This window comes from Psychrobacter sp. NPDC078929 (assembly GCF_050267985.1).
Lineage (GTDB): Bacteria > Pseudomonadota > Gammaproteobacteria > Pseudomonadales > Moraxellaceae > Psychrobacter.
Genome location: NZ_JBNNFX010000005.1, coordinates 54,452 through 75,802 on the forward strand (window position 1 = coordinate 54,452; position 21,351 = coordinate 75,802).

Consider the following 21,351-nt stretch of genomic DNA (forward strand, 5'->3'; position numbering starts at 1 on the left):
CTCGGTAATGCTAATAAGAGCAGCGTGGTGAACGGTTATCAGTGGTATGCATCAAGTTTGCTGAATTTACAGCAACTTATACTTACCAAGGATTCTTATGACTGACATCTTATCTGCAATCGCCGCTGAAAACGGCATCATCGAAAGCACTGACACTCCAAATACTGATAACAATACTCAAGCGGCTGCTACTGACGCAACTGAAGAAAACAAAATCACTTTTACTGATCTTGGCATTGCTAAGCCAATTCTTACTGCCCTTGATCGCAGTGGCTATACCAATCCAACCCCTATTCAAGAACAAGCCATTCCTTTTGCTCTAGCCGGTCGTGACCTTTTATTGTCAGCGCAAACGGGTAGTGGTAAAACAGCGGCTTTCGTTATCCCTGTACTTGACCGTTTGAGCCGTGCTACTAGCTTTGACAAACTAACCAAAGCACTTATCCTAACGCCAACGCGTGAACTTGCTCAGCAAGTACATGACAGCGTTCGCACTTATTCTAAAGATATGCGCGGTCTATTTTGTGTACCACTAGTTGGCGGCGCACCATACAACGGTCAGATCACTGCTTTGAAAAAGGGCGTTCAAGTAATCGTTGCAACTCCTGGTCGTCTACTTGACCATATCAATGCAGGTCGCGTTGATTTGTCAAACCTAGAAGTATTGGTACTTGACGAAGCTGACCGTATGCTAGACATGGGTTTTGCTGATGACATTAGTGATATCCTTCGTGCAGCACCAATCGATCGTCAAACGATCATGTGTTCAGCAACTTGGGATGGCCCAGTCGGTAAAATCGCTGCCAGCTTCACTAAGAACCCTGAGCGCGTATCAATCAAAGTAGAATCTGCACACATCGAAGAGAAAGTGTACTACTGTGATGATTTTGATCATAAAAACCGTTTACTTGACAAAATTGTTTGCCAACAAGATATGGAACAAATCATTATCTTTGCTGCTACCAAACGTAGCACTGAAAAACTGGCTAAACAGTTACAAGAAGCAGGCCATAAAGCAAGCTTCCTACATGGTGACTTGCCACAGAGCAAGCGTAACCGTATCGTTCAAGACTTGCGTAATGGTAAAGTCAAAATCCTAGTAGCGACTGACGTTGCTGCACGTGGTCTAGACATCCCAGCTATCTCGCACGTTATCAACTATGACTTGCCGCGTCAGACTGAAGATTACGTCCATCGTATCGGTCGTTGTGGTCGTGCTGGTCGTACTGGTGTTGCTATCAGCCTATGTAGCATGGATGATCGTCCACAGCTTAACGCTATCAACCGTTATTTAGATCGCAAAATGGAAGTATGTGTCATTGAAGGCATGGAGCCTAAGAAGACTTATGTACCTAGCGAAAACAAAGGTAATGGTCGTGGCCGTGGTCGCGGACGCTCTAACGGCGGTGGTGGTCAAGGCCGTGGTCGTTCAGGTGGTGGCTATGCTGGTAAATCTAGTGGCGGTGGTCAAGGCCGTGGTCGTTCAAGCGACAGCGCCCCAACTGGTCAACGCGCTAGCAATGACAGCGGTTATCAAGGCAAACCACGCGATTCATCTGGTAAGCCAAATGAGCGTTCAGGTGGCAAGCCGTATCAAGGCAAGCGCACTGGTGGCCCAAGCCGCGGTGATAGCAATGGCGTTCCACGTGGTGAGCGTGCTGCAACTGGTCGCGGTCGTCCAAGCGGCAGCCAAGGTCGTCCAGCTGGTCGTTCTGACAGCCGTGGCCAAGGTCGTCCAAACGGCGGCAACCGTGGTAACAACTCGTAATACAGTTATATTTGACGATTAAAATTATTGATTCATTAATCGGCTACAGATAGAACTAAAAGAGCCAGATACTTGTTATCTGGCTCTTTTAGTTCTATCTGTTTTATATTGCGCCATGATTACTTTATTCCCTTACTTGCCTAGCCGTTACCTTGCTATTCATTCTGTCAAATACTACTCAGCAAATCTTAGCCTAATATTTGATGGCTGCTTGCAGGAGTTTTTTGCCTTGTCTATACTGATTTACTTTTGCCCGTTGTAACTCTTGGAGCGCCTTGATGCCTGCCACCTCAAACTTAGCAATTGATAATTTGCCATTAGCCTTTGGCATCATCATGGCCATTATTGGCCTGGTTTTTTATACCCAAGGCTTACCGGGTAAATTTTGGCGACGGTTTTATGCGGTACTACCAGGTATTGTGTTGTGCTGCTTTATACCAGCCACTCTGAATAGCTTGGGTGTGTTTGCTGATGGCGTTGGTTCGCAGATTTATGGTTTTACTGCGACTTATTTACTGCCAGCAAGTTTGCTGTTGATGACCTTGTCGATGGATGTGCCAAAAATATTGGGCTTAGGCTGGAAAGCGATTGCAATGTTTTTTGCTGCCAGTATTGCCATCGTCATCAGTGGTCCGATCAGTTTAGGCGTGGCTAAGTGGATATCACCTGCGATGTTCATTGATGATACGTTATGGCGTGGGTTCTCTGCTGTAGCAGGCAGCTGGATAGGCGGCGCGGCCAACCAAGCAGCGATGAAAGAGCTGTTTGGAGTCAGTGATGATTTGTTTGGTATGATGATTTTGGTTGATACTACCAATGCCTCATTGTGGCTGCTGGCTATTTTGTTAATGGCGAAACATAGCGACAAGATAGACCGTTTTTTACGCGCGGATACCAGTAGCATTGATAAAGTAGTCAAAGCAGTTGAAAGCTATGAGCGTGATCATGCCCGCCCAGCAACCATCAATGATTTGATGGTGATGTTTGGCTTATGCTTTGCCATGGTCGGAGTGGCACACTTTGTCGGTGGCCAGATTGCAGATTTCTTTGCCCCTTATAGTTGGGCCGTTCAATATAGCTTTGCCAGCTCGTTCTTTTGGATGGTGGTAATTATTACGGTAATAGGTGTTATATTTTCGTTTACTAAGATACGTAGGTTAGATCATGTTGGCGCATCAAAAATCGGCACAGTATTTATCTTTGTATTAATCGCCGCGATTGGTATGCAAATCAATCTGGCTGGAATCGTCTCGCAGTGGCGACTATTGCTTATCGGTTTACTATGGATGAGCATCCATGTCGTGATTATCTTTGCTGTCGCTAGAATCATTCGAGCACCGTTCTTCTTTTTGGCAGTTGGCTCTAATGCCAATACGGGCGGTGCATCCTCAGCACCGATTGTCGCTACGGCATTTCATCCATCGCTAGCACCAGTAGGAGTGTTTTTAGGTATTTTAGGTTACGCAGTAGGGACATTTGGTGGTTATATTAGTACCCAATTGATGCGCTTGGTGGTGTCTTAATCTCCAAGTCACCATTATCCTGATAGTCTTTTTTGCTAAACAAAACCCGCGTTGATGCGGGTTTTTTATTATTAATGATTGGGTGACTTGAGTTATCGTTTTGTCTATCTATGCTATTGATATGTAAGCCTAGCCATGGCTATGTATGAGTACGTGTTAACCTTTCTGCTAATTAAATAAAGACAACTAATCAAGTAAAGAAAACTAAGCACGTTAGGAATAAACAACGATTCGATAGGAACAATAACGCTATGGCAAATTCAGAAAAATTAGAAGAAAAAACAAGTAAAACAAGCACAGTGAGAAATACCCTTTATAACCCTGACCAAGATAATATTCAGGTCAGAGGTGCGCGCGTACACAATTTGAAGAACGTTGATGTTGACTTACCTCGTAATGCCTTGGTGGTCTTTACTGGTATCTCAGGCTCAGGCAAGTCGTCATTAGCATTCGGTACACTATTTGCCGAGTCACAACGCCGTTATCTTGATTCTGTATCGCCTTATGCCAGACGACTCATTGATCAGGTCGATGAGCCAGACGTTGATTCTATAGAAGGGTTACCACCAGCAGTCGCTTTACAGCAGAAGCGAGGTACGCCTTCAGTGCGCTCGTCTGTGGGTAGCGTTACGACGATATCCAATGGCCTGCGCATGCTGTACTCACGAGCAGGAGAATATCCGGCAGATCAAGGAATACTATATGCCGATGCATTCTCTCCCAATACGCCAGATGGTGCTTGCCCAACTTGTTCAGGTATTGGCCGCGTATTTGAGGTCACTGAAGAGTTGCTGGTGCCAGACAATACCAAGACCATCCGTGAGCGTGCGATTGCAGCGTGGCCACCAGCGTGGCAAGGTCAAAACCTCAGTCGTATATTGACCACATTGGGCTATGATATTGATAAACCATGGCACACACTACCTAAAAAAACACGCGACTGGATTTTGTTTACAGATGATACGCCGACAGTGCCTGTCTATCCTGAATACAATATTGAGCAAACGCGCGATGCGATTAAGAAAGACGAAAAGCCAAACTACATGGGCACGTTCACCAGTGCCAAAAACTTCATTTTGCACTCTTTTGCCACTACCCAAAGCCCACGTACTAAAAAGCGCGTCTCGCAGTTTATGCAAATATCTGAGTGCCCAGAATGTCATGGCAAAAAATTAAAGAAAGAATCGCTATCGGTTAAGTTTGCAGGATTGGATATAGGCGAGCTATCACAGCTAACGCTAACAGAAATGGCGGAAAAATTAGAAGTAACCGCTTGTACCAAGGTAGCCGATAACACACCAAACCGCGAAAAAGCCATCGTTGCCCAACGTATTGCCAGTGATATTCTCTCACGTGTTGAAGCGCTGACAAGGTTAGGGTTAGGCTACCTCTCGCTTGAACGTACCACACCGACTCTCTCTCCTGGTGAACTACAACGATTACGTTTGGCCACTCAAATTCGCTCGCAGTTGTTTGGCGTAGTCTATGTCCTTGATGAGCCATCGGCTGGTCTACATCCTGCTGATACTCAAGCATTGCTAGGGGCATTGGATGAGCTAATCGCAGCTGGGAATTCAGTGTTTGTTGTTGAGCATGACGTTAGTGTCATTAGACATGCTGATTGGATAGTCGATGTCGGGCCAAAGGCAGGCACGCATGGTGGCGAGATTATCTATAGTGGCCCTGTAGATGGACTTCGTAAAGTTACGCAGTCGCATACTGGTCAATATCTCTTTGCCAATACTACGTCTAACGCGAAGTCAAAATCTAGCACGAGGCAGCCGACAGAGTGGCTTAAGCTTGCTAACATCGAGCGAAACAATATCACAGGATTAGACGTTGAGTTTCCGCTTGGGGTCATGACCAGCGTCACAGGGGTCTCAGGCTCAGGCAAATCAAGTCTCGTCAGCCAAGCATTGGTAGAGCTTATCAGTGAAGCGTTGGGGCAGAAGACAGTTACAGAAGCGCCTGTCGGTGAGGCGGACTTACTTGAGCAAGAGCTTGAGTCGGTAACCAGTGGTGAAATCGTCGCTGGTATGGAGCACGTCCGTCGCCTTATTAATATCAATCAAAAAGCAATTGGACGTACACCGCGCTCCAACTTGGCAACCTATACGGGTCTGTTTGACGATGTGCGTAAGATTTTTGCGGCGACCAAGCAAGCAAAATCTCATGGCTATGATGCTGGCAGGTTCTCCTTTAATACCACAAAAGGTCGCTGCCCAAACTGTGAAGGCTTAGGGTTTGTCAGTGTTGAATTATTATTCTTACCAAGCGTCTATGCGCCTTGTCAGGTTTGTCATGGTCAACGCTATGACGAGGATACGCTAGCAATCACTTATCGAGATAAAAATATCGCTGAAGTATTAAACTTAACAGTTGAAAAGGCTCACGAATTTTTTGTTGATGAAGCGCCTATCTTGCGTGCATTAGAGGCGTTACTACAAGTTGGACTTGGTTACTTACGTTTGGGTCAGCCTGCCACTGAATTATCAGGTGGCGAAGCGCAGCGTATTAAGCTTGCCACCGAGCTGCAACGCACGCAGCGAGGCGACACACTATACATATTGGATGAACCAACCACTGGCCTACACCCTGCTGACGTGTCTATGCTTATGACGCAGCTGAACGGTCTTGTCGATGCGGGCAATACCGTCATCATGGTTGAACACGATATGCAAGTAGCTAGCAATAGCGATTGGATTATCGATATTGGGCCAGGAGCAGGGGATGCGGGCGGGGTAATCATCGCTCAAGGTACGCCATATGACGTTGCTCACTCAAAAGACAGCCGTACTGCACCGTTTTTATTGATGTAATAGAAATATATTTATATTAGTACGCGTCATTAAAATAGGTATGAGTATTAGAAATGGGGTTTTCTGATACTCATTTTTTATAAATATAAATAAATATCTATACAGATGTCTCTTGCTGCACCTGCAAACGCTCGATTCTATCTAGATAACTATGTCCTAACTCTGGCTCTGCCGAGGCTATCCAGGCGGCATATCCTGACAGTGTATTTAAAGTCTCATCAGCGCGTAATGTGCCGCCTGCCTCTAAATTATGAACGGCTGCACGCAACATTTTTTTGATTTGACGAGATACCCTAGGTACGCCTTGTCCATTGACCACCATGCCTGTCACTTGTTGCTGATTGCCTTTACGAATCACACGTGTCTTGTCGTTATTTAACGCAAAACCTTCTTCGCGTAATATCTTATGAACTGAGCCGAGCAGTTGCCCGATTAGCTTGTTGTGCTGTGTATCGGCTTGTTTCTTTGCGGTGCTGGTCGTGGCTTTAATCGTTGTTTTAACCTTCAATTTGGGTTTGGTGTCTTTAATAGTGGGAACACTAAAGGTCAAATCATCGGCGTAACGGCTATAACGTAGCCCCAACTTTTCTGCCAACCCTGTCAAGCGGCGGTCTAGATTTAAGCAAACGATGTTCGTTAATGCAGGACTGGTAGGCGCACCTTGCGGTAAAGCTCTATCGCCCAATGCCACATAATAGGTGATGCCATCTTGCTGTACCACTTGCCTAGGCGACTCCGTACAGAGTAATGCCAATAATGTGGCAATTTGCTCTGGGTAGCCAGTATGACGAAACACACCTTTGACACGGCGCCAGCTCACGTTAGGAAAGAAATCTTTGACATCCAACTTGATGAGCAGCTCACTATTGCTATGTACTGCTGCGTTGGTCACGATGGATTTGCCACGTACAAACCCATGCGCGGCACCATGGGTCATTAAATTGTTCAAAATATTGTGCAAAATCCAGCGCTGTACAAACTTCAAACGTGGTATCGGCGACCATATTTGACGCGCTGTGCCATTGCGTTTGGCAATAGTGAAATGCGAATAAGACAGATTGGTAGCGACCTCTCTTTGATAGCACAACCCTTTTAATTGCGGGATGCTAAGGTTCACCGCTTCTGCTAGTTCACTGTGTTTACTTAACAGCGGTAGTTTGTTTTCAATCAGTCGATTGGCTGCATTTTTTACGTCCCACTTGTCAGTACTGGTGTCATCCGACCAATATACATGGCGGCCAAGATGGACAATATGGTGAGCTTTATAGGCTTGCCACGCTGATTTTCTAAGGATTATTTCTTCTGCCGCCTCTTTTTTCAAGGCTTTTTTATAGCGATCCCGTTCTTTTGGGCTCATGTTATCGACAGGTTGGCAATCTACCATAAAGCCGTTCTTGACCAGCTGCTGCTGAACATATTGGTAACGTCCGCCTGCCAGCTCAATATCTTGCCATAGTTGATGCCACTGACGCTCAAAAGGAGTGGGTACTGGCTCAGGGCTGATGTAATCGTTATTGTTGGCTGTGTGTGTGGTCATACCTTACATCCCTTGGTTTTCGATAAAGCCTTTGGCTTCAAATCTGGCAATATGTTGTAAAAAAGCGGCTTTGGCTTGGGCAGGCTGATTGAACACCAGCTGCTGGCGCGTATCCTTGTCACCTATTGTTTGTTCAATGGTAATCTTCTTATGGGCAATGGTGATGTAAACATAAGCAATAGCGGTCTCTTGTGCGGTTAACGCTTGTGTCTTATCGCTTGTAGTCGCGTGTATCTGAGCAGCTGGTTGGGCTAAGGCCGTTAAATCAAGCGTCGGTGCAGAAGGTAATGTCATCAACGAGCTATAGGCTGCTACTTGTACGCTTTCTTTTTTATTCTTAGGCTGATTAAAGCGCTTACTCGGTACGCGTTTACTCAAGACACGAGTGTCATGCCAACTATCATTGCCCGTATTGTTTGGGTCGTATTGATTATATCTAAGTCGTAGCACAATAAGATGCGCGCACACGCCATGAGTGAGACGATGTTGCAAGTACTGCGGACAGCTACATTCCGCCTTGGTAACTAGCCCTTCATCGCCTAATTGCAGCTGGCTGTGATAAGTACGTCTGTCTTCTTCGACATAAATATCTGCACGAATAGTAATACCTTTGACAGCGACAGTCTCAACTGTGAATTTCTGCACAGCATCTGTACGGCCAATCAAATCAAAAGCCTGCTTTTCTGCTTCGTTGTGATAAGCGAACTGTGCCATATCAAGCGGCACTTGGCTCAAAGGTCTGTAGTGATACAGCTGCATCGCCATCTCATAGCGAATTAAGCCTTGCTGAGTACCTGACAGTAACCACTGCTGTACTTGTGAGTGAGAAACAGGCACAGACGTTAATGAAGCATCTGCTGATAGCGACTTTACCAAATCTTCTAGCGTACTAGGGGTATTTTCCAGTGTCTTAATTAATACAGACAAGCCATTATGCTCATCGTTACTATCATCTAAGGTTGCTTTACTACTGTCTGATAACCCTTCAATAGCAGCTAATGTATTTTGCAGTGGGCGCTTTGGCAGTAACAAGTCAAAGTTTAATGACTGTGACCAGTTGGCTTGGCTAAAGCCTGTCATAGCAAAGGTAAAATGAAAGCCTTTGCCTTTTAGTGTCCAGTAGCTTGGCATGCCTTGACCCAGTAGCGATACCGAAATGCTGTCAGTATGTGGCAACAGGCGTTTCAATAGACTCAGACGACGGCGACCCCATAAGCGAATGAGCTTTGCTTGTTTCCCTTGATAGGGCTTTTGCTGTTGGCTGACTTGGCTTGTGACAGTGATGTCAAAAGGCTCTAATATAATCACCGGCAGCTGCTGAGGTCTAAGCTCAATCAGCAGTCCGCGGCGCTTGCCTTTGATATCAGCATGCATACGCAGCTCAAACAGCACGTTATACAGTGCGATTGGATCAAGATAGATGGTGTCTTGCGGTAATTGACCTGCAGACTGTACTTGCAGCAGTGCTCTAATCCAACTTTTGGGCACATTGATGCGCTTTTCTATGATCTGTTTTTTTACGGTGGGCGTAGTTACTGTACTATCAGTATTTGCTTCAGCCGTCTCTGGCATAGTCTCGAGTAACTGTAAGCCGACCGCTTCATGACCAATGTCTAATATCGTTTGTTTATGATCTCGTATTTTCTCAATACCGTTAAACAAAGCCGTACTGTAATCAATACTGGTGGTACCAAGGGTAGCTTCGGCACTTTGCTCAAAAATTTCATTGGTCAATGTCAGTTGGGCATAGCAGCCTTCATCACGGCTAAACACCTCAAAGCTGACACCTTGCTCATGCACCTGAATAATCGGGTCCAAAATACAAAAAGCCAGTGGGTCGTTATTGAATAGCCACGTGAAATAATCACGCTGCGCAGTAAACAGGTTTTTATTGCTGCTGGCACGGCGCATCTGCATAAATACCGTGTACGCTGAGCGGTCTTTTGGCACATAGCGATAATCACTACTGACCACATCAAATAAGGCTAGCAAACTGTCACGAAAGACAAGGGGAGATTTGACCTTACCGTGGAAGTTAACCTCCGATCGATTCAGCTGAGCAAATAGTGCCACATGCTGAGTGTGTTCGCTTGTTTGCGCCTCCGACAGTGAGTCTGACGATTCGTTCATTTGACTGATTTGGCTGGGTGCGGCGTAGTCCAATTGCATCATCAGGCCATCAGTGTTTGCCACTACTTCTGACTCTGTTTCTGATGCTTGGTCTAATTGATTATCTATAGTCATTGACTATCTCCTTCACCCTGATTGCTTTTTTGACTGCTGTCCTGACTACTTTGTGCTGCGATGGATGACGACGGACGTTTTCGCTGTGCTCGTATCATGGCACGCTGCCAGCGGCGTAGTACTTTATAAGCAAGCTTCTGAATGTCTGAGTTTTCATGTGTCATGAGCGTCGTCAGCCACTGTTCAATATTTGGATCATGTAGCTGTCCAAGCGCTTCGATGGCACGGATGCGAACTGTCATCTCCATGTTGTCATTATTTGCACAATGATAAAGTGCGTCAGCGTCTTTTGCTTTGATCCACTGTAGTAGCTGCTGATTGATTGGTATCTCGGTAGACGAGCCCGTATGTTTTAGCGCATTGTTTTTCAGCGCATTTCTGACTACCGTTATTATGGATTTTTGGGTAGATGTACCGCTTTGTTCAATACGAGCAATCAAATTTTCTAACAAAGTCTGATTATCATAAGCGAGCTGCGGTTGAGCCGTAGCTGATACAGTGCTCAACGTTGGCAAGATATTTGATAGCATCTTATCTTCAGTGACAGGTCTAGCCAGCAATGCTAACAGCGCTTGCTGCCACCAATCACTGACGGTAGTAGAGAGCAGTGGAATAGAGGTGATGGTCAATGGTTGACGAGCATTATTGAGCCAATCAAGCATTGTCGCGATTTGCTTAGTAGCCGCTTTATCGACAGTTCCTTTGGCAGTTGTAATGGCTATATGACGCATGATTAACCACACCAGTTGTGAGATGGTGGTACGTACTTGCTCAACCATATTAATCCACTGACTATTATTGATGGTCGTTGGACTGCGGTTGATGGTATCGATCAGCGTATGCCATTGCTCGCTTGCAGTGTCAAAACGCTGCTGCAATGTCGCAACCATTTCTTTGTCTAAATAGTTAGTTGGATACTGGGTCAGATAGCACAGTCCAATATGCTGTGTCAGGGGATTACTACTGGTAATCAACGCGGTAAGCTGTGATGTTGGCATGTCTTGCTTGGCCATAATGGCATTTTGCAGTGCCATCAGGGTATCGGCTGGCAAGTGCGCGCCATGCTGGGTGATGAATGTTGCCAGCTCATCGATGCTGCTATTATCAATGATACGCTTTAGACTCAAATGCTCAGTCTCTTCTATAAAGTCAGTATTATGGCTTTGAATGGCTGCCCAATCATAAGGGTAAACCTGCGACGCGAGACTGCCCCAGGTTTTCTGTGCCGCAGTATAAGCCACCATGAGCACAGCACAATCTAAGTTGTTTTGCTTTAAGATATCTAAAATTAATGCTTTATTGGCATCGTTATTATTCATCTGCAGTAGCCATACCGCATGCCTTTGCGGACGGAAAAATATGGCTTTATCGATATGAGTGCGGATATAGCTGCGGATTTGTTCCCAAGCAGGCGTTGTATTCAACCAGCGCAGTCCATTTAACCAATGAATAATAGCTGGGTTGGTTGTTGTCAATACGGGGTCCGACAAATGCGATTTTAGTAGCTCAAAGATATGCGGACTATGCTCAAAGTCACCACCTTGTGCAAGGCGGCCTAAGGCTTCACTGGCCACGTCTTGTAAGTAGTACTCGTCGTCCTCGGCCAGTTTGATTAACTTATCATAGGCTTTGTATAAGGTATGAACCTGTAAGTTTTTATCAGCGTTGTCAACAGGCGAGCTAGCATTAGGCGAGTCAGCATTTTGATTTTGGTTTTGATGGTCACTGCTGCCTAGTAGCTCGCCAATGGCTAACACACTGCAGCTGCGGAACTCCGCATCAGGGTTATAATCGATCGTGGCCATCAAGATATTGACCCCATCAGCATGACCGCATTTAGCGAGTCCTTCAGCCGCGGCAAATTGCACATCGGCGTCTTTATTACGCAGGGCATTTTGTAATGGGGCAATGCTGCCGTGTCGTCTTTTGGCACGATATGCCAGTGCCTCGACCAATTTAAAGGTATGATTAGCTGGCATCTGCTCGTAGGCTAACGCCAAAGCGCTATCAATGCGCGAGGATAAATCGCTGTCGTCCGATTGTACCCATGCAAGTGACGGCAATAGCAGCGCGGCAAGTGCATAATCACTATGACTCATAAGGGTCGTAAACAGTGACAGCAAGACTTGCGAGTCTCTAGGGTGCTGACGTTGTAACCAACGCGTATCTTCACGCTCATCTAGGTAGTCATCAATGTGCTGATCGTAGCCACTAATTTTCACCAAAGTGTCAAATAAGTATTTACGCTCTTCTTTATTTTTTTGCGGCGTGTGCTCAAACAGGTTCTCTAAACGCTGTAGTAATGGCGCCACGAGATTCGTGTTACGTAGGTCAGCGATATCACTATAAATAAACTGCTTAGGTTTGTTGATATGTGGGTCATCAAGTAAGACTAATAATCGTAAGTGCGCTTCATTAGCAACTTGTTCAGCAGTAGCAATATCAAAGCTGCTCTCTAAACCACTCTTTAAACGACCCTCTAAAGTGTTCTTATTGATGAATTGGTACGATGTGAGTGCATCAACAAGCAACTGCCAGCTACGGTATTTCTCATTATTGGCCTGAGAATCTTCAGCAAAATCAAATAAGCTATCAAATAGCGTGCTGTCTGCAAAGAGTACGTCATAAAACTCAACCAGTTGACTCAGTGCTTGATATTTTGCATTCCAATCATCACTCTTCACAGCATGCAGCAAAAACGTCAGTTTGTCTTGACGCTGTACTGACGGCGATTGACTGTTTGCAAAAGGCGTGACAATGACTTGTTTCCATTCAGCAACGATCTGAGGCAGTAACGACTGACAATAAGTCTGTAGCCCAAGCAAGCTGGCTGGCAGATGGCCTAGTCGGCCTTTTAGCAGCTGATAGGTCTCTTCTGCTAAGGTGTGATTATTGGTTTTTAACAAATCAATGAGTTGTTGATCAGCGCTACTACTGACAGTCGCTGTATCCGATGGTTTGCTTTGCTGCTGTACGGCATTGTTATTTGCGGTATCTAGCAATAGATCCAAGCCGCGTTTGACCATATCACGGTAGGGCGTGCTCATGGCATAGTCAGCCAGTTTTTTGGCAGGCATGTTTAGCTTATACAAGCACGCCCAAGCCAGCTCACGAGTGTCAAAACTACTGTGGTTCAGTAGTGGCAACAACACGCGACTGGTGCTGTCTCGCCAGTCCTCATTGTTATTAGTATCAAACGCCGATGATTGAGTAGCAAGCCACATTAGCCCTCGAATGGCTTGGTCTGTGGTGCTGCTATTAGCATAATAATCATCGCCTGCGCGTATGACACCAATCCAAGCGCCAAAGGCAAGAGACTGGTATGGATAATGTACTTCCTGACTATCTTGTTGTTCAGTAGGAGAGCTACCGACTGTTTGCGCATTGCCTGCCATATTAACGGTGGCCGTAACTGGGTGAGCACTTAACAATGCCTGTAAACTGCGTTGCCATTTTTGTAATGTCTCAAAAACATCGTCCTCATCGTCATAGTAGTCATGGGCGAGTAATTCAGATAAGTGGCAAATGACACTAATGGTTTGGGCGCGTACCAATGGCTGCTGATGGCGACTGAGGTTGGCGAGCTGTTGTAAGTTTTCGGTACTCACCGTCGTTAGAATACTTGCTCGGATAGAGGCCGTATTATTCGACTGTCCTTTAACACCACCTTTATCTGCCGCGTTTGGTATAGCATCCATCATCATCGTGATGACTTCAGAGTGAGACGATAAAATACTGCCTAATTGACGTGACAAGTAATCATTTAGGTACTGCCACGTTGACGATAGGGCTTGTTGGTTATTAGGGTGTTGTACGTCAGTAGGATAACGAGCGAGTATATTGGCGTAGACTACTGCCGTGTCATTATCGGCAAAGCTTAACGCTTCAATCAGATGGTTAGGTCGACCAGTGCTAGTGGCGTCTGTTTTAGTAGCTTGCAAGCCATTCTGTAAGTCATTAAATATCAATAACAGTCTGGCTGCTACTGCATAGGACTCTGACTCAAACAAAGGCTGTAATTGTCGTGCATGTGTAATACCTAAACCGTGCTGCGCTTGAAGCCAATAAACAGGCATTTTTGATGCTACCAGATTGCTATTGTCGATATTGCCATAAATATCATGAGTCAACAAAGCCTGCCCACGCGTATCACCTAGGATAGCCAAACCAAAATTGGCACAATGGCAAATAATGGGGCTCTCATCTTTTTGCCATTTGAGCAGCAGATCAATATCGTTTACAGTCACCATGAGCGTGAGTGTTGGAGCAAGTGATTTAAAATCGGCGTCAGGGTGGTGTAAATATTTATCGTACCAGTTAAGCGCGTTGTATGTTGAGGGATAAGCTAGCTTCGATAAACCAAATAATGCTTGGCCTACATGACTGTACCACTGAGTATATGTTTCACTTTTTTTGTCCTGAGAGGGTATTGGTAGATCTAAGTAATGCTTAAAGACTTGGTACGCTTGCTCATCACTTCGCTTTGCCTGTTCTTCGTCAGTGTATAAGCGTGATTGGCTGGCCAGCAGTTGAGCGACTATTAGCTGAATATCAGGATAAGGACTGTTGAGGGCCGCGGTAATCAATGCTTCGTGATGATTCGGTTGATCATCGGTGCTACTATCATCTAGGCTACTGTAATCCGCTAAAATAGTAGGCTGTAAGTCTGTCAGCGCCAAAGCGACCGTCAAAGCTTGTTTACGTAGCTCAATACTGTCATCAGCGAACATGGCCACTATAGCTGGCATCAACTGTGTCAGCTGAGTCGTATTCGCTCTGGCTTGCACTGTCGTAAGGGCCAGTTGCTTGGTATCAGCATAAGAGCTGGCAAGCGCGCTCAACATGACGTCAGCAAACCCTAAATGCTTGCTTTGCTTAAGTGCGATGTCAAAGGCTTGCTTACGGATAGCGGCAAACGTATCTGAAAAGAATAAGGTCAGGACAGCTTGATTGGTCTTTTGGTGGCTGGTTTCTTCAGTGTTATTGGCTTTATTTGTTTTATGTTTCGAGTTCATTGCTAGCAACAGTCGTTGCCATTCTTCTATCGCAACTTGATGCACATCTTCAAAGAGGCTTTGCTGCAATAACTCGATGATGTCAACGATAGTACTATCAGAAACATCGTCAGAAACGTTTTTAGAAATAGTGTCAGATGACTGCTTAAATTGGCGGTTTAATAGAACTTTTACCACTTCTAACCGAATGCTGGTAAAAGGATTATTCAATGCCTGTAGCAGTATGTCTGTCATCTCTGACGACATCTGAGTGCTTTTGTCACCACTATTTGAGCTATCTGGTGCGACATGCTTTAGAAACAGTGCTAAAGACTGCTCATGAATGTCTTGATGTTTAGAAGCAAAACCTGTCGCTGCCCAAGACAATGCATTGTCTGCCAATTTGCCATAGGCTTGCATAGCCACTTGGCGCACGCCAGCGTCCTTATCGTCTATTAATGTCGGTAGGACTGCTTTGGCATCTTCTATATTTAAATGACCAAGCGCGGTGGCCACACCAGCACGGATGATGGCGCTGTCATTATGGCTCATCAGACTAATCAGGGTGCCAAACGCCCGTTTGTCTTGTAGGCAAGCCAGCGCATAAGCCGCTCGGAAACTGATATCTTCGTGACTATTGCTTAAGCTTTGTAATAAGGGCTCTAACGTGTCATTGCTTAGATTTATAGATTCAGCAGCAGGCTTCTTGGATTTGGTCGTTTTAGCCTTACTCTTAGATGCTTGAGTACTATCTGCTTGCGAGATAAAATCTTGCGTAGATAAGGTTAAACGGATCGCCTCATCGGATTCTGATGGTTTAACACTCTTATCATTGGTCGCTGTGCTGCTAGCATTATCTAGTAGCGTGCCGCGCAGTAAGCGAAAGTCATCAAAATCAGACAGGGTGCGCAATGTTTGCGTGTCACCTTGCTGTTTCAACGCCTCTATCAACTTAGGCTGAGACAGCAATGAGACATAAAATGCCGTTTGCCTAATCTCTATATTACGATGATTCTTTAGCAGCATCAATTGACGCGAGACTTCAAGGTGATTTAGCATGCCGCGCTGATACAGACGAATCAGCCCTGATTGGACAATGTCTGATTGATTGCAGTCTAATGCCATCAAATCTGCTTGAGGGCTGTTGTCAGGCAATAGTGTCTCAAGCGAGGCCAATGCTTGCTTACGAATATTTGCAAAACTGTGTGACAACGCGTCTCTTAAAATAGGCAAGATGCGGCGCTGACTAGTGGCATCCTTCATCGCAACCTTTAAGTAACCTTGTAACGCAGAAGCCACCACTTCTTCGTAGTAACGGTTTTTAAAGGCTTCTTCTAGATAATGCAGCGGGCGCTTCGCCGTACTTGCGCGGTCGGCCAAGGCATGAAAAGCAGCAAGACGTACTTTTGCACTGTGCGCCGAGCTTAGTTGCTGCTCTAAAACCTGTGCAGTTTTATCAAGATTAGTAGTAGCAACCCACTGTACCAATTGTAATGCTTGGTTGGCCGTGAGTGTGTCGCTATCAGCAAGTAATTTTTTAACCAGCTCTAACGTTTGGTTATCTGCTTGCGCCTGTAGTAGCGCCAAGCCTTCTTTAAACGAAACATCATTATTGTTTGACGTATCTGTCAGTAACTGGCTGATTCTCTGATAGCCGTCTTTGATGATATAAGTGACTGGCAATAGCTTGCTGTTTTTTGCCGTACTATTTTGTGAGGTGCTATTCTGTAACGTACTTTGAGTATGGTCAATAGGTATGAAACGTAAGCTCTGATCGGCACTGACGACGATGAGCGTTGGTTGTTCAGCGTAAGAAGATAAAACGATCTGTCGAGCCTTGGTTAGATCCTCTTTACAGCTGTTTGGCTGACCTTTATCAAATGCCCATGATTTGACGCTCTTGTCATCGGCGGCAGTGAAGAGCCGTGTGTCTGAGACACAAAGCACCGCGATCATTTCGCTGTGTTGGCTAGACTTAGCTCTATCAACAGGATGCAGATCGCCTTGGACATGAGTACGGTATAGACATTTGTCTGTGCCTGCTGAGAAGAAGTACTGCCCGACTGGCTCAAAACACAGCGCGTTTACCCTACCTTGGTGGAGCTGTTTTCGGCTACTTAGAGTGAGCTGAGCTTTATCTGAGCTCCATTGATAGCTACTAACATCTCCCGTTTTATCTGCTACGACTAACCACGAGCCATCACTTGAGGTTGCTAGCGCGGTTAATGCAGACTCCTTACTTGATGCTGCTATAGAAGACGAATAAGGCTCAATGATGACAGTACTGCTGGCTTGACTGTCCTGATAAGGCCATACCACGATATGTTTTGGATATAGAATAGCCAGTGCATCTTGTAGCGGCGCCATGGCTACGGCACGGCCTATAGCATTGTTATTATTTTTAGGTGCATCGAACAAGGATGTAGCACTGGTCTTCTTAACTTTCTTTGCTTGCCAATCCGTTTGGTAAAGATGACCATCGTCACCAATCATCACAATAGTGCTGTCATCTATTTTGGTGATGGCTTGCATCGCACAAGGCAGCGCAGTTGTCGATAAGCTAAATTGCTCACCTTGTTGATCAAGGATGTATAAGACCGTAGTAGATGCTTGCTGCTGGCGAGTAATAAAAAGACTGTGCCCATCTTGTTTGGTTGTCTTTTGAGTTGCCGTTTGGGTGCTGTTGGCCTTACTGACTAAGCCAATAATTTGACCCCAATAGGGGAGTGTTATTGTTTTCATGGTGTTATCTCAGTTGAGGTGACGTCATATTTTTTTAAGTATCTTTTATCTATATCTGTTTGCCAAAGCCGTTAAGCCGATGCCACTGGCTGCAGATTTTTAGATAGCTCAGGATAGCGATGCAATAACCGCGTGACGGCAACCAAACACGCATGACGCTCCATCTTGCCTGCAGAGTGCGTAAAGGTGAACAGTGTGGGCATAATGAGCGCCGCAAAGGTGCTGTCAGCCAATGCCACATCACGAAAGGTCTCAATCAACGCCAATTTAGCACGACTCGCAGATATAGGTTTTAGCGTGATATTGATATTTGACTCAGTTTGCTCCGATAAGGTTTTATCTGAGTAGCGTTGTTGCTTATGCTTACTGCTGTCAATAGTACTGGGCTCTTGCGAACCACCTAGACGGCCAGGTGGTAGCTCAAAGAGACCACGGCGTAGTAGCATCAATAACTGATCGACTTCTGCAGGCAAGCTTGCCAAACGACTATCTGACTGCTCTGTTAAGACTGGTTGAGCGCTGCTGTCTTTATCTTGAGTAGCATCTTTATCTTTACTATCGGTACTGGTTGGTTGCCAGTTTGGAGACACGTGACGCGCCTTGTAGTGTTTCCATAGCATGGTCACGGCGGAATAACGTACTTCACGGTCTGTGCTTTGGGTCAATCGATATAGAGACTGCACATCTTGGAAATTAGCATGACGCTGTAGTAGAGTGATACCGATTTGGCGAGCGACTCGCGCTTTGCTTTCAATCAAAGCATTCAACATGCCAGCATTCAATTGTGCTGGCTGAACGTGGTAACGTCGATTGGCAACAGATGGCTTATCCAATAGCGCACGCTTCAGCAGTTGCGTGACCTCAGTATAGGGAGATTCTGCCATCATCAGCCATAGGGCCGGCGTCGGTTGCCACGTCTCCATTTCATACTCACTCAGTAATAAGCCAAATGCTCGCAGCTGGCTGTTACGGTGTTGCAATAAAGGAATGACGCGCTCTGCATCAAAGAATGAAGAAGGGATAATCGCATCGGGATCGACTGGTCTGTCTGTCAGTGCCATACAGATCTGTTCATGATGATGACTGAGGTAGCTGATCGCAAGCTCACTGATAGGTGCAGTAGCATCATCTGTTGCCATATGCCACAGTGCATTGGCACCTGCAAAAGTATCGTCTTCAGATACCTCTCTCGATTGACCACTTAACATCTGCAAAAATGCGGTTTCGGAGATAATCTTTAGCGGCGCACCATCGGCGATTAAGCTTTCGGCCTTAACTTGCTTGCTACCTTTACGGCCATTGCCATATAATGGTGAACCATCATCACCGATGACCAAGTAATCTAACTTGCCGTTGACGGCACCACTGATGGCACCATTAGCCGCTTTCACAACTTTTTCGGCCTCGCCACGAGTCATGCTTTGCATCTTGCCTGTGAATAAATAGCGTTGGCCGGTTAAATCTACTTCAGCAGCAGCATCGCTATTTGAGTCTTTATTGTCAGTGCTATTACTGGAAGCGTTGTTAGTAGAGGCGCCTTCATTGCTGTCAAGATATGCGACAAAGTCGGCAGGCAAGAACCCTTTGTTAATGCGCTCAATCGCAAATTCACGATAGAGTGCCTGATCGCTATGCGCAAGATTCATAAGCCAGTCGAAACCTAGATCTATCGGCGCAAACCGACGCACATCAGATAGCCAGTCCCTTACGTTTTCTGCTAAGTACTCATCAAAGGCCAAGTGCTTTTGCCAGTTTTTAATAGGCGTGTCAGCAGATTTTAACTGTTCAATATATTCACTCACTTGCCAATCAGGCTCATAGGCAAGCGCATGCCAATATCTCATATCAAGCGTTGCCGCTGACAGTACATCTTCATCAAACCAGTCGGTAATAGTCGCTTGCGATAGCGGATGTAATAGCAGTGTTTGCCATACTGCCGCATTTACTTGGCTCAAGTCCAAACGTCTGAGCTGGTCCAACGCAAAGTCCATACAGTCGCTGTCGTTATAAGCAGAGAAGTTCTGTTGCTCTGGTATATCTAACTGCTGGGCAACGCGAATAAAGTATTCAGTCCCTAGCTCTTTGGCACTATAAAGCTCAGGCAGCTTTTTTATCGCAAATTTTACGCTGTGTGTTCTACCACTAGTCAATCGTTCAAAAAACCACTCAGGGGTTAAATCGCGTTTTGTAAAGTGTTTGCTAAGTTGTTTGCTCGCCGTTTGATAGTGATGTTCGCTATCTAATAGCTGACCCCAACCGTTGGCACCGATACCAGCAACAGGATCACGACTCAAGATATTGTTGATGGCAAATGCTCTAACAGGTTCATAATCTGACATGGCCAGTAACATCAGCTCAGTGAGCGATAAGTCTTGAGCATAGCTTTTGGCATAGCCAATCGCATATTGATAGGCGGCAGGATATTGTGAATGGAGTAGTTGCAGTACGACTTGATGCAAGCCCAATACTTGAAATTTAGACTTTTCAAAGTGCGGTGAGTTTTCTAATAGCCAAACTATCATCTCATCCCGCGCTTTACTGTGCGCTTGTCCAGCAGATAGATATTGTAGCGTCTCACCACTTACATCACGTAATTGGGTCTTAAAGTCATGCTTTAGGCTATCGGTTGCAAACTGTCTGATAGCCTCATTTTTGGCGATGGCCAATAGCTGGATAAGTGGTTCTAGGTCTCGTTGCCATGCCTCAGCGAACGCGCGCCCTTTTGCATCAAAGAGCTTGCGAGGTGAGCGACTGGTGAATCGATTGACGCCATAATCAAGGCTGTTATGGAAACAGATATGATTAAGTACCCAGCTGTTCGTTTGTTCAAGGCTGCCTGCCGTCATGGTTTCGTCATAGCTGGCGAGTACAGAGACGGCGGCATCAATATAGCCAACTGGCATTTGCTGACCCAATTGCCGCAGATAACGCCATGCTCTAAGGCTCATATAGGTTTTGGTGGCTAGGCTGACCGCAGAGTTAGCGGTTTGATTGAAACGCTGTAAATCAATCTTGGCAGCTATTTGTCCAAATATCTCATAATCTTGAGAAAATTCTGCTTGCTTATAAATACGCTTTAAACCCTTCCACACACCATAGCTGATTGGCAAAGCCGTAATGGCTTGTTTTAAAATAGTTCTAGAATACGCGCTGCCATCTTCCCACAGTGCGGTCAGTATTATGTGGATTTTGTAGCGATCTGGGAGGGGGTAAACGCCTTCGTCTGCTTCCAGTTTGGCAATCATTGCCACGCGCTCTGCAAACTGTACTTCGGGGTGTTGCTCCCGAAACTGATGACTAAATATCTTATCTAAAAACCGATCAAAAGTAAGATCATGCTCAGGGATGGGCGTCTCGGGAATCGCATCAGCTTGAGTTGCCAATGTACATAATTTATCGACCAAACTTGGATCTTGGACTTGCCAAGCTTGCTGAATTTGTGAAAATGACAGACTCATAGAAATTCGCCTTAATTTTTATTTTGTCAGTGCGCGTAATTTTGTAGCACCATAAAAGCGCGTTTCACAGAAAATATCAAGGACTTTTGTAAGGAAGTATATGGGCTGCGACATATAGCGTCGCGCATAATTTTATTTGTAATTATATATTGACAATAATAACTGTTATGAGGCAAACTTAACGAGTTGTGAGATTTAGCGTTTCACCGTTTACGGTGAGGGGCGACGTTGCGTCGTCCACGAGTCAAGCCATTACATTTTACCCA

General features: G+C 45.5%; 7 protein-coding genes. 3 read left to right on the top strand and 4 right to left on the bottom strand.

The features are described 5' to 3' along the window. Positions 1–97 precede the first annotated feature (97 nt). From ACQKCG_RS04395 to uvrA, 3 genes are all read left to right on the top strand, one after another. Positions 98–1,768, top strand: coding sequence for a DEAD/DEAH box helicase (locus ACQKCG_RS04395; protein ID WP_201580219.1), 1,671 nt, complete (start codon positions 98–100; stop codon positions 1,766–1,768). Positions 1,769–2,046: 278 nt separating this feature from the next. Continuing rightward, positions 2,047–3,291, top strand: coding sequence for a DUF819 domain-containing protein (locus ACQKCG_RS04400; RefSeq protein ID WP_427585180.1), 1,245 nt, complete (start codon positions 2,047–2,049; stop codon positions 3,289–3,291). Between the two features lie 251 nt (positions 3,292–3,542). Continuing rightward, positions 3,543–6,110, top strand: coding sequence for an excinuclease ABC subunit UvrA (gene uvrA, locus ACQKCG_RS04405; protein ID WP_427585182.1), 2,568 nt, complete (start codon positions 3,543–3,545; stop codon positions 6,108–6,110). 97 nt (positions 6,111–6,207) lie between these two features. Here the strand turns inward: uvrA and ACQKCG_RS04410 are convergent, their stop codons facing one another. The 4 genes from ACQKCG_RS04410 to ACQKCG_RS04425 all read right to left on the bottom strand — a co-directional run bounded on the left by ACQKCG_RS04410 (position 6,208) and on the right by ACQKCG_RS04425 (position 21,085). Continuing rightward, on the bottom strand, positions 6,208–7,647 hold the full coding sequence (locus ACQKCG_RS04410; RefSeq protein WP_427585183.1) for a reverse transcriptase family protein: 1,440 nt from the start codon (positions 7,645–7,647) through the stop codon (positions 6,208–6,210). Positions 7,648–7,650: 3 nt separating this feature from the next. Further along, positions 7,651–9,891 (bottom strand): hypothetical protein, encoded by a 2,241-nt coding sequence (locus ACQKCG_RS04415; protein WP_427585184.1) that lies wholly within the window; start codon positions 9,889–9,891, stop codon positions 7,651–7,653. Further along, positions 9,888–17,627: a HEAT repeat domain-containing protein gene (locus ACQKCG_RS04420; protein ID WP_427585185.1), complete on the bottom strand. Its 7,740-nt coding sequence runs from the start codon at positions 17,625–17,627 to the stop codon at positions 9,888–9,890. The genes ACQKCG_RS04415 and ACQKCG_RS04420 overlap by 4 nt, the downstream gene beginning before the upstream one ends. A gap of 71 nt (positions 17,628–17,698) precedes the next feature. Continuing rightward, positions 17,699–21,085, bottom strand: coding sequence for a hypothetical protein (locus ACQKCG_RS04425; protein WP_427585186.1), 3,387 nt, complete (start codon positions 21,083–21,085; stop codon positions 17,699–17,701). Positions 21,086–21,351: the final 266 nt, after the last annotated feature.

Bases quoted from the DNA above. Each gene is read 5' to 3' on its own strand.
- ACQKCG_RS04395 (WP_201580219.1), top strand. From the start codon at position 98: ATGACTGACATCTTATCTGCAATCGCCGCTGAAAACGGCATCATCGAA.
- ACQKCG_RS04400 (WP_427585180.1), top strand. From the start codon at position 2,047: ATGCCTGCCACCTCAAACTTAGCAATTGATAATTTGCCATTAGCCTTT.
- uvrA (WP_427585182.1), top strand. From the start codon at position 3,543: ATGGCAAATTCAGAAAAATTAGAAGAAAAAACAAGTAAAACAAGCACA.
- ACQKCG_RS04410 (WP_427585183.1), bottom strand. From the start codon at position 7,647: ATGACCACACACACAGCCAACAATAACGATTACATCAGCCCTGAGCCA.
- ACQKCG_RS04415 (WP_427585184.1), bottom strand. From the start codon at position 9,891: ATGACTATAGATAATCAATTAGACCAAGCATCAGAAACAGAGTCAGAA.
- ACQKCG_RS04420 (WP_427585185.1), bottom strand. From the start codon at position 17,627: ATGAAAACAATAACACTCCCCTATTGGGGTCAAATTATTGGCTTAGTC.
- ACQKCG_RS04425 (WP_427585186.1), bottom strand. From the start codon at position 21,085: ATGAGTCTGTCATTTTCACAAATTCAGCAAGCTTGGCAAGTCCAAGAT.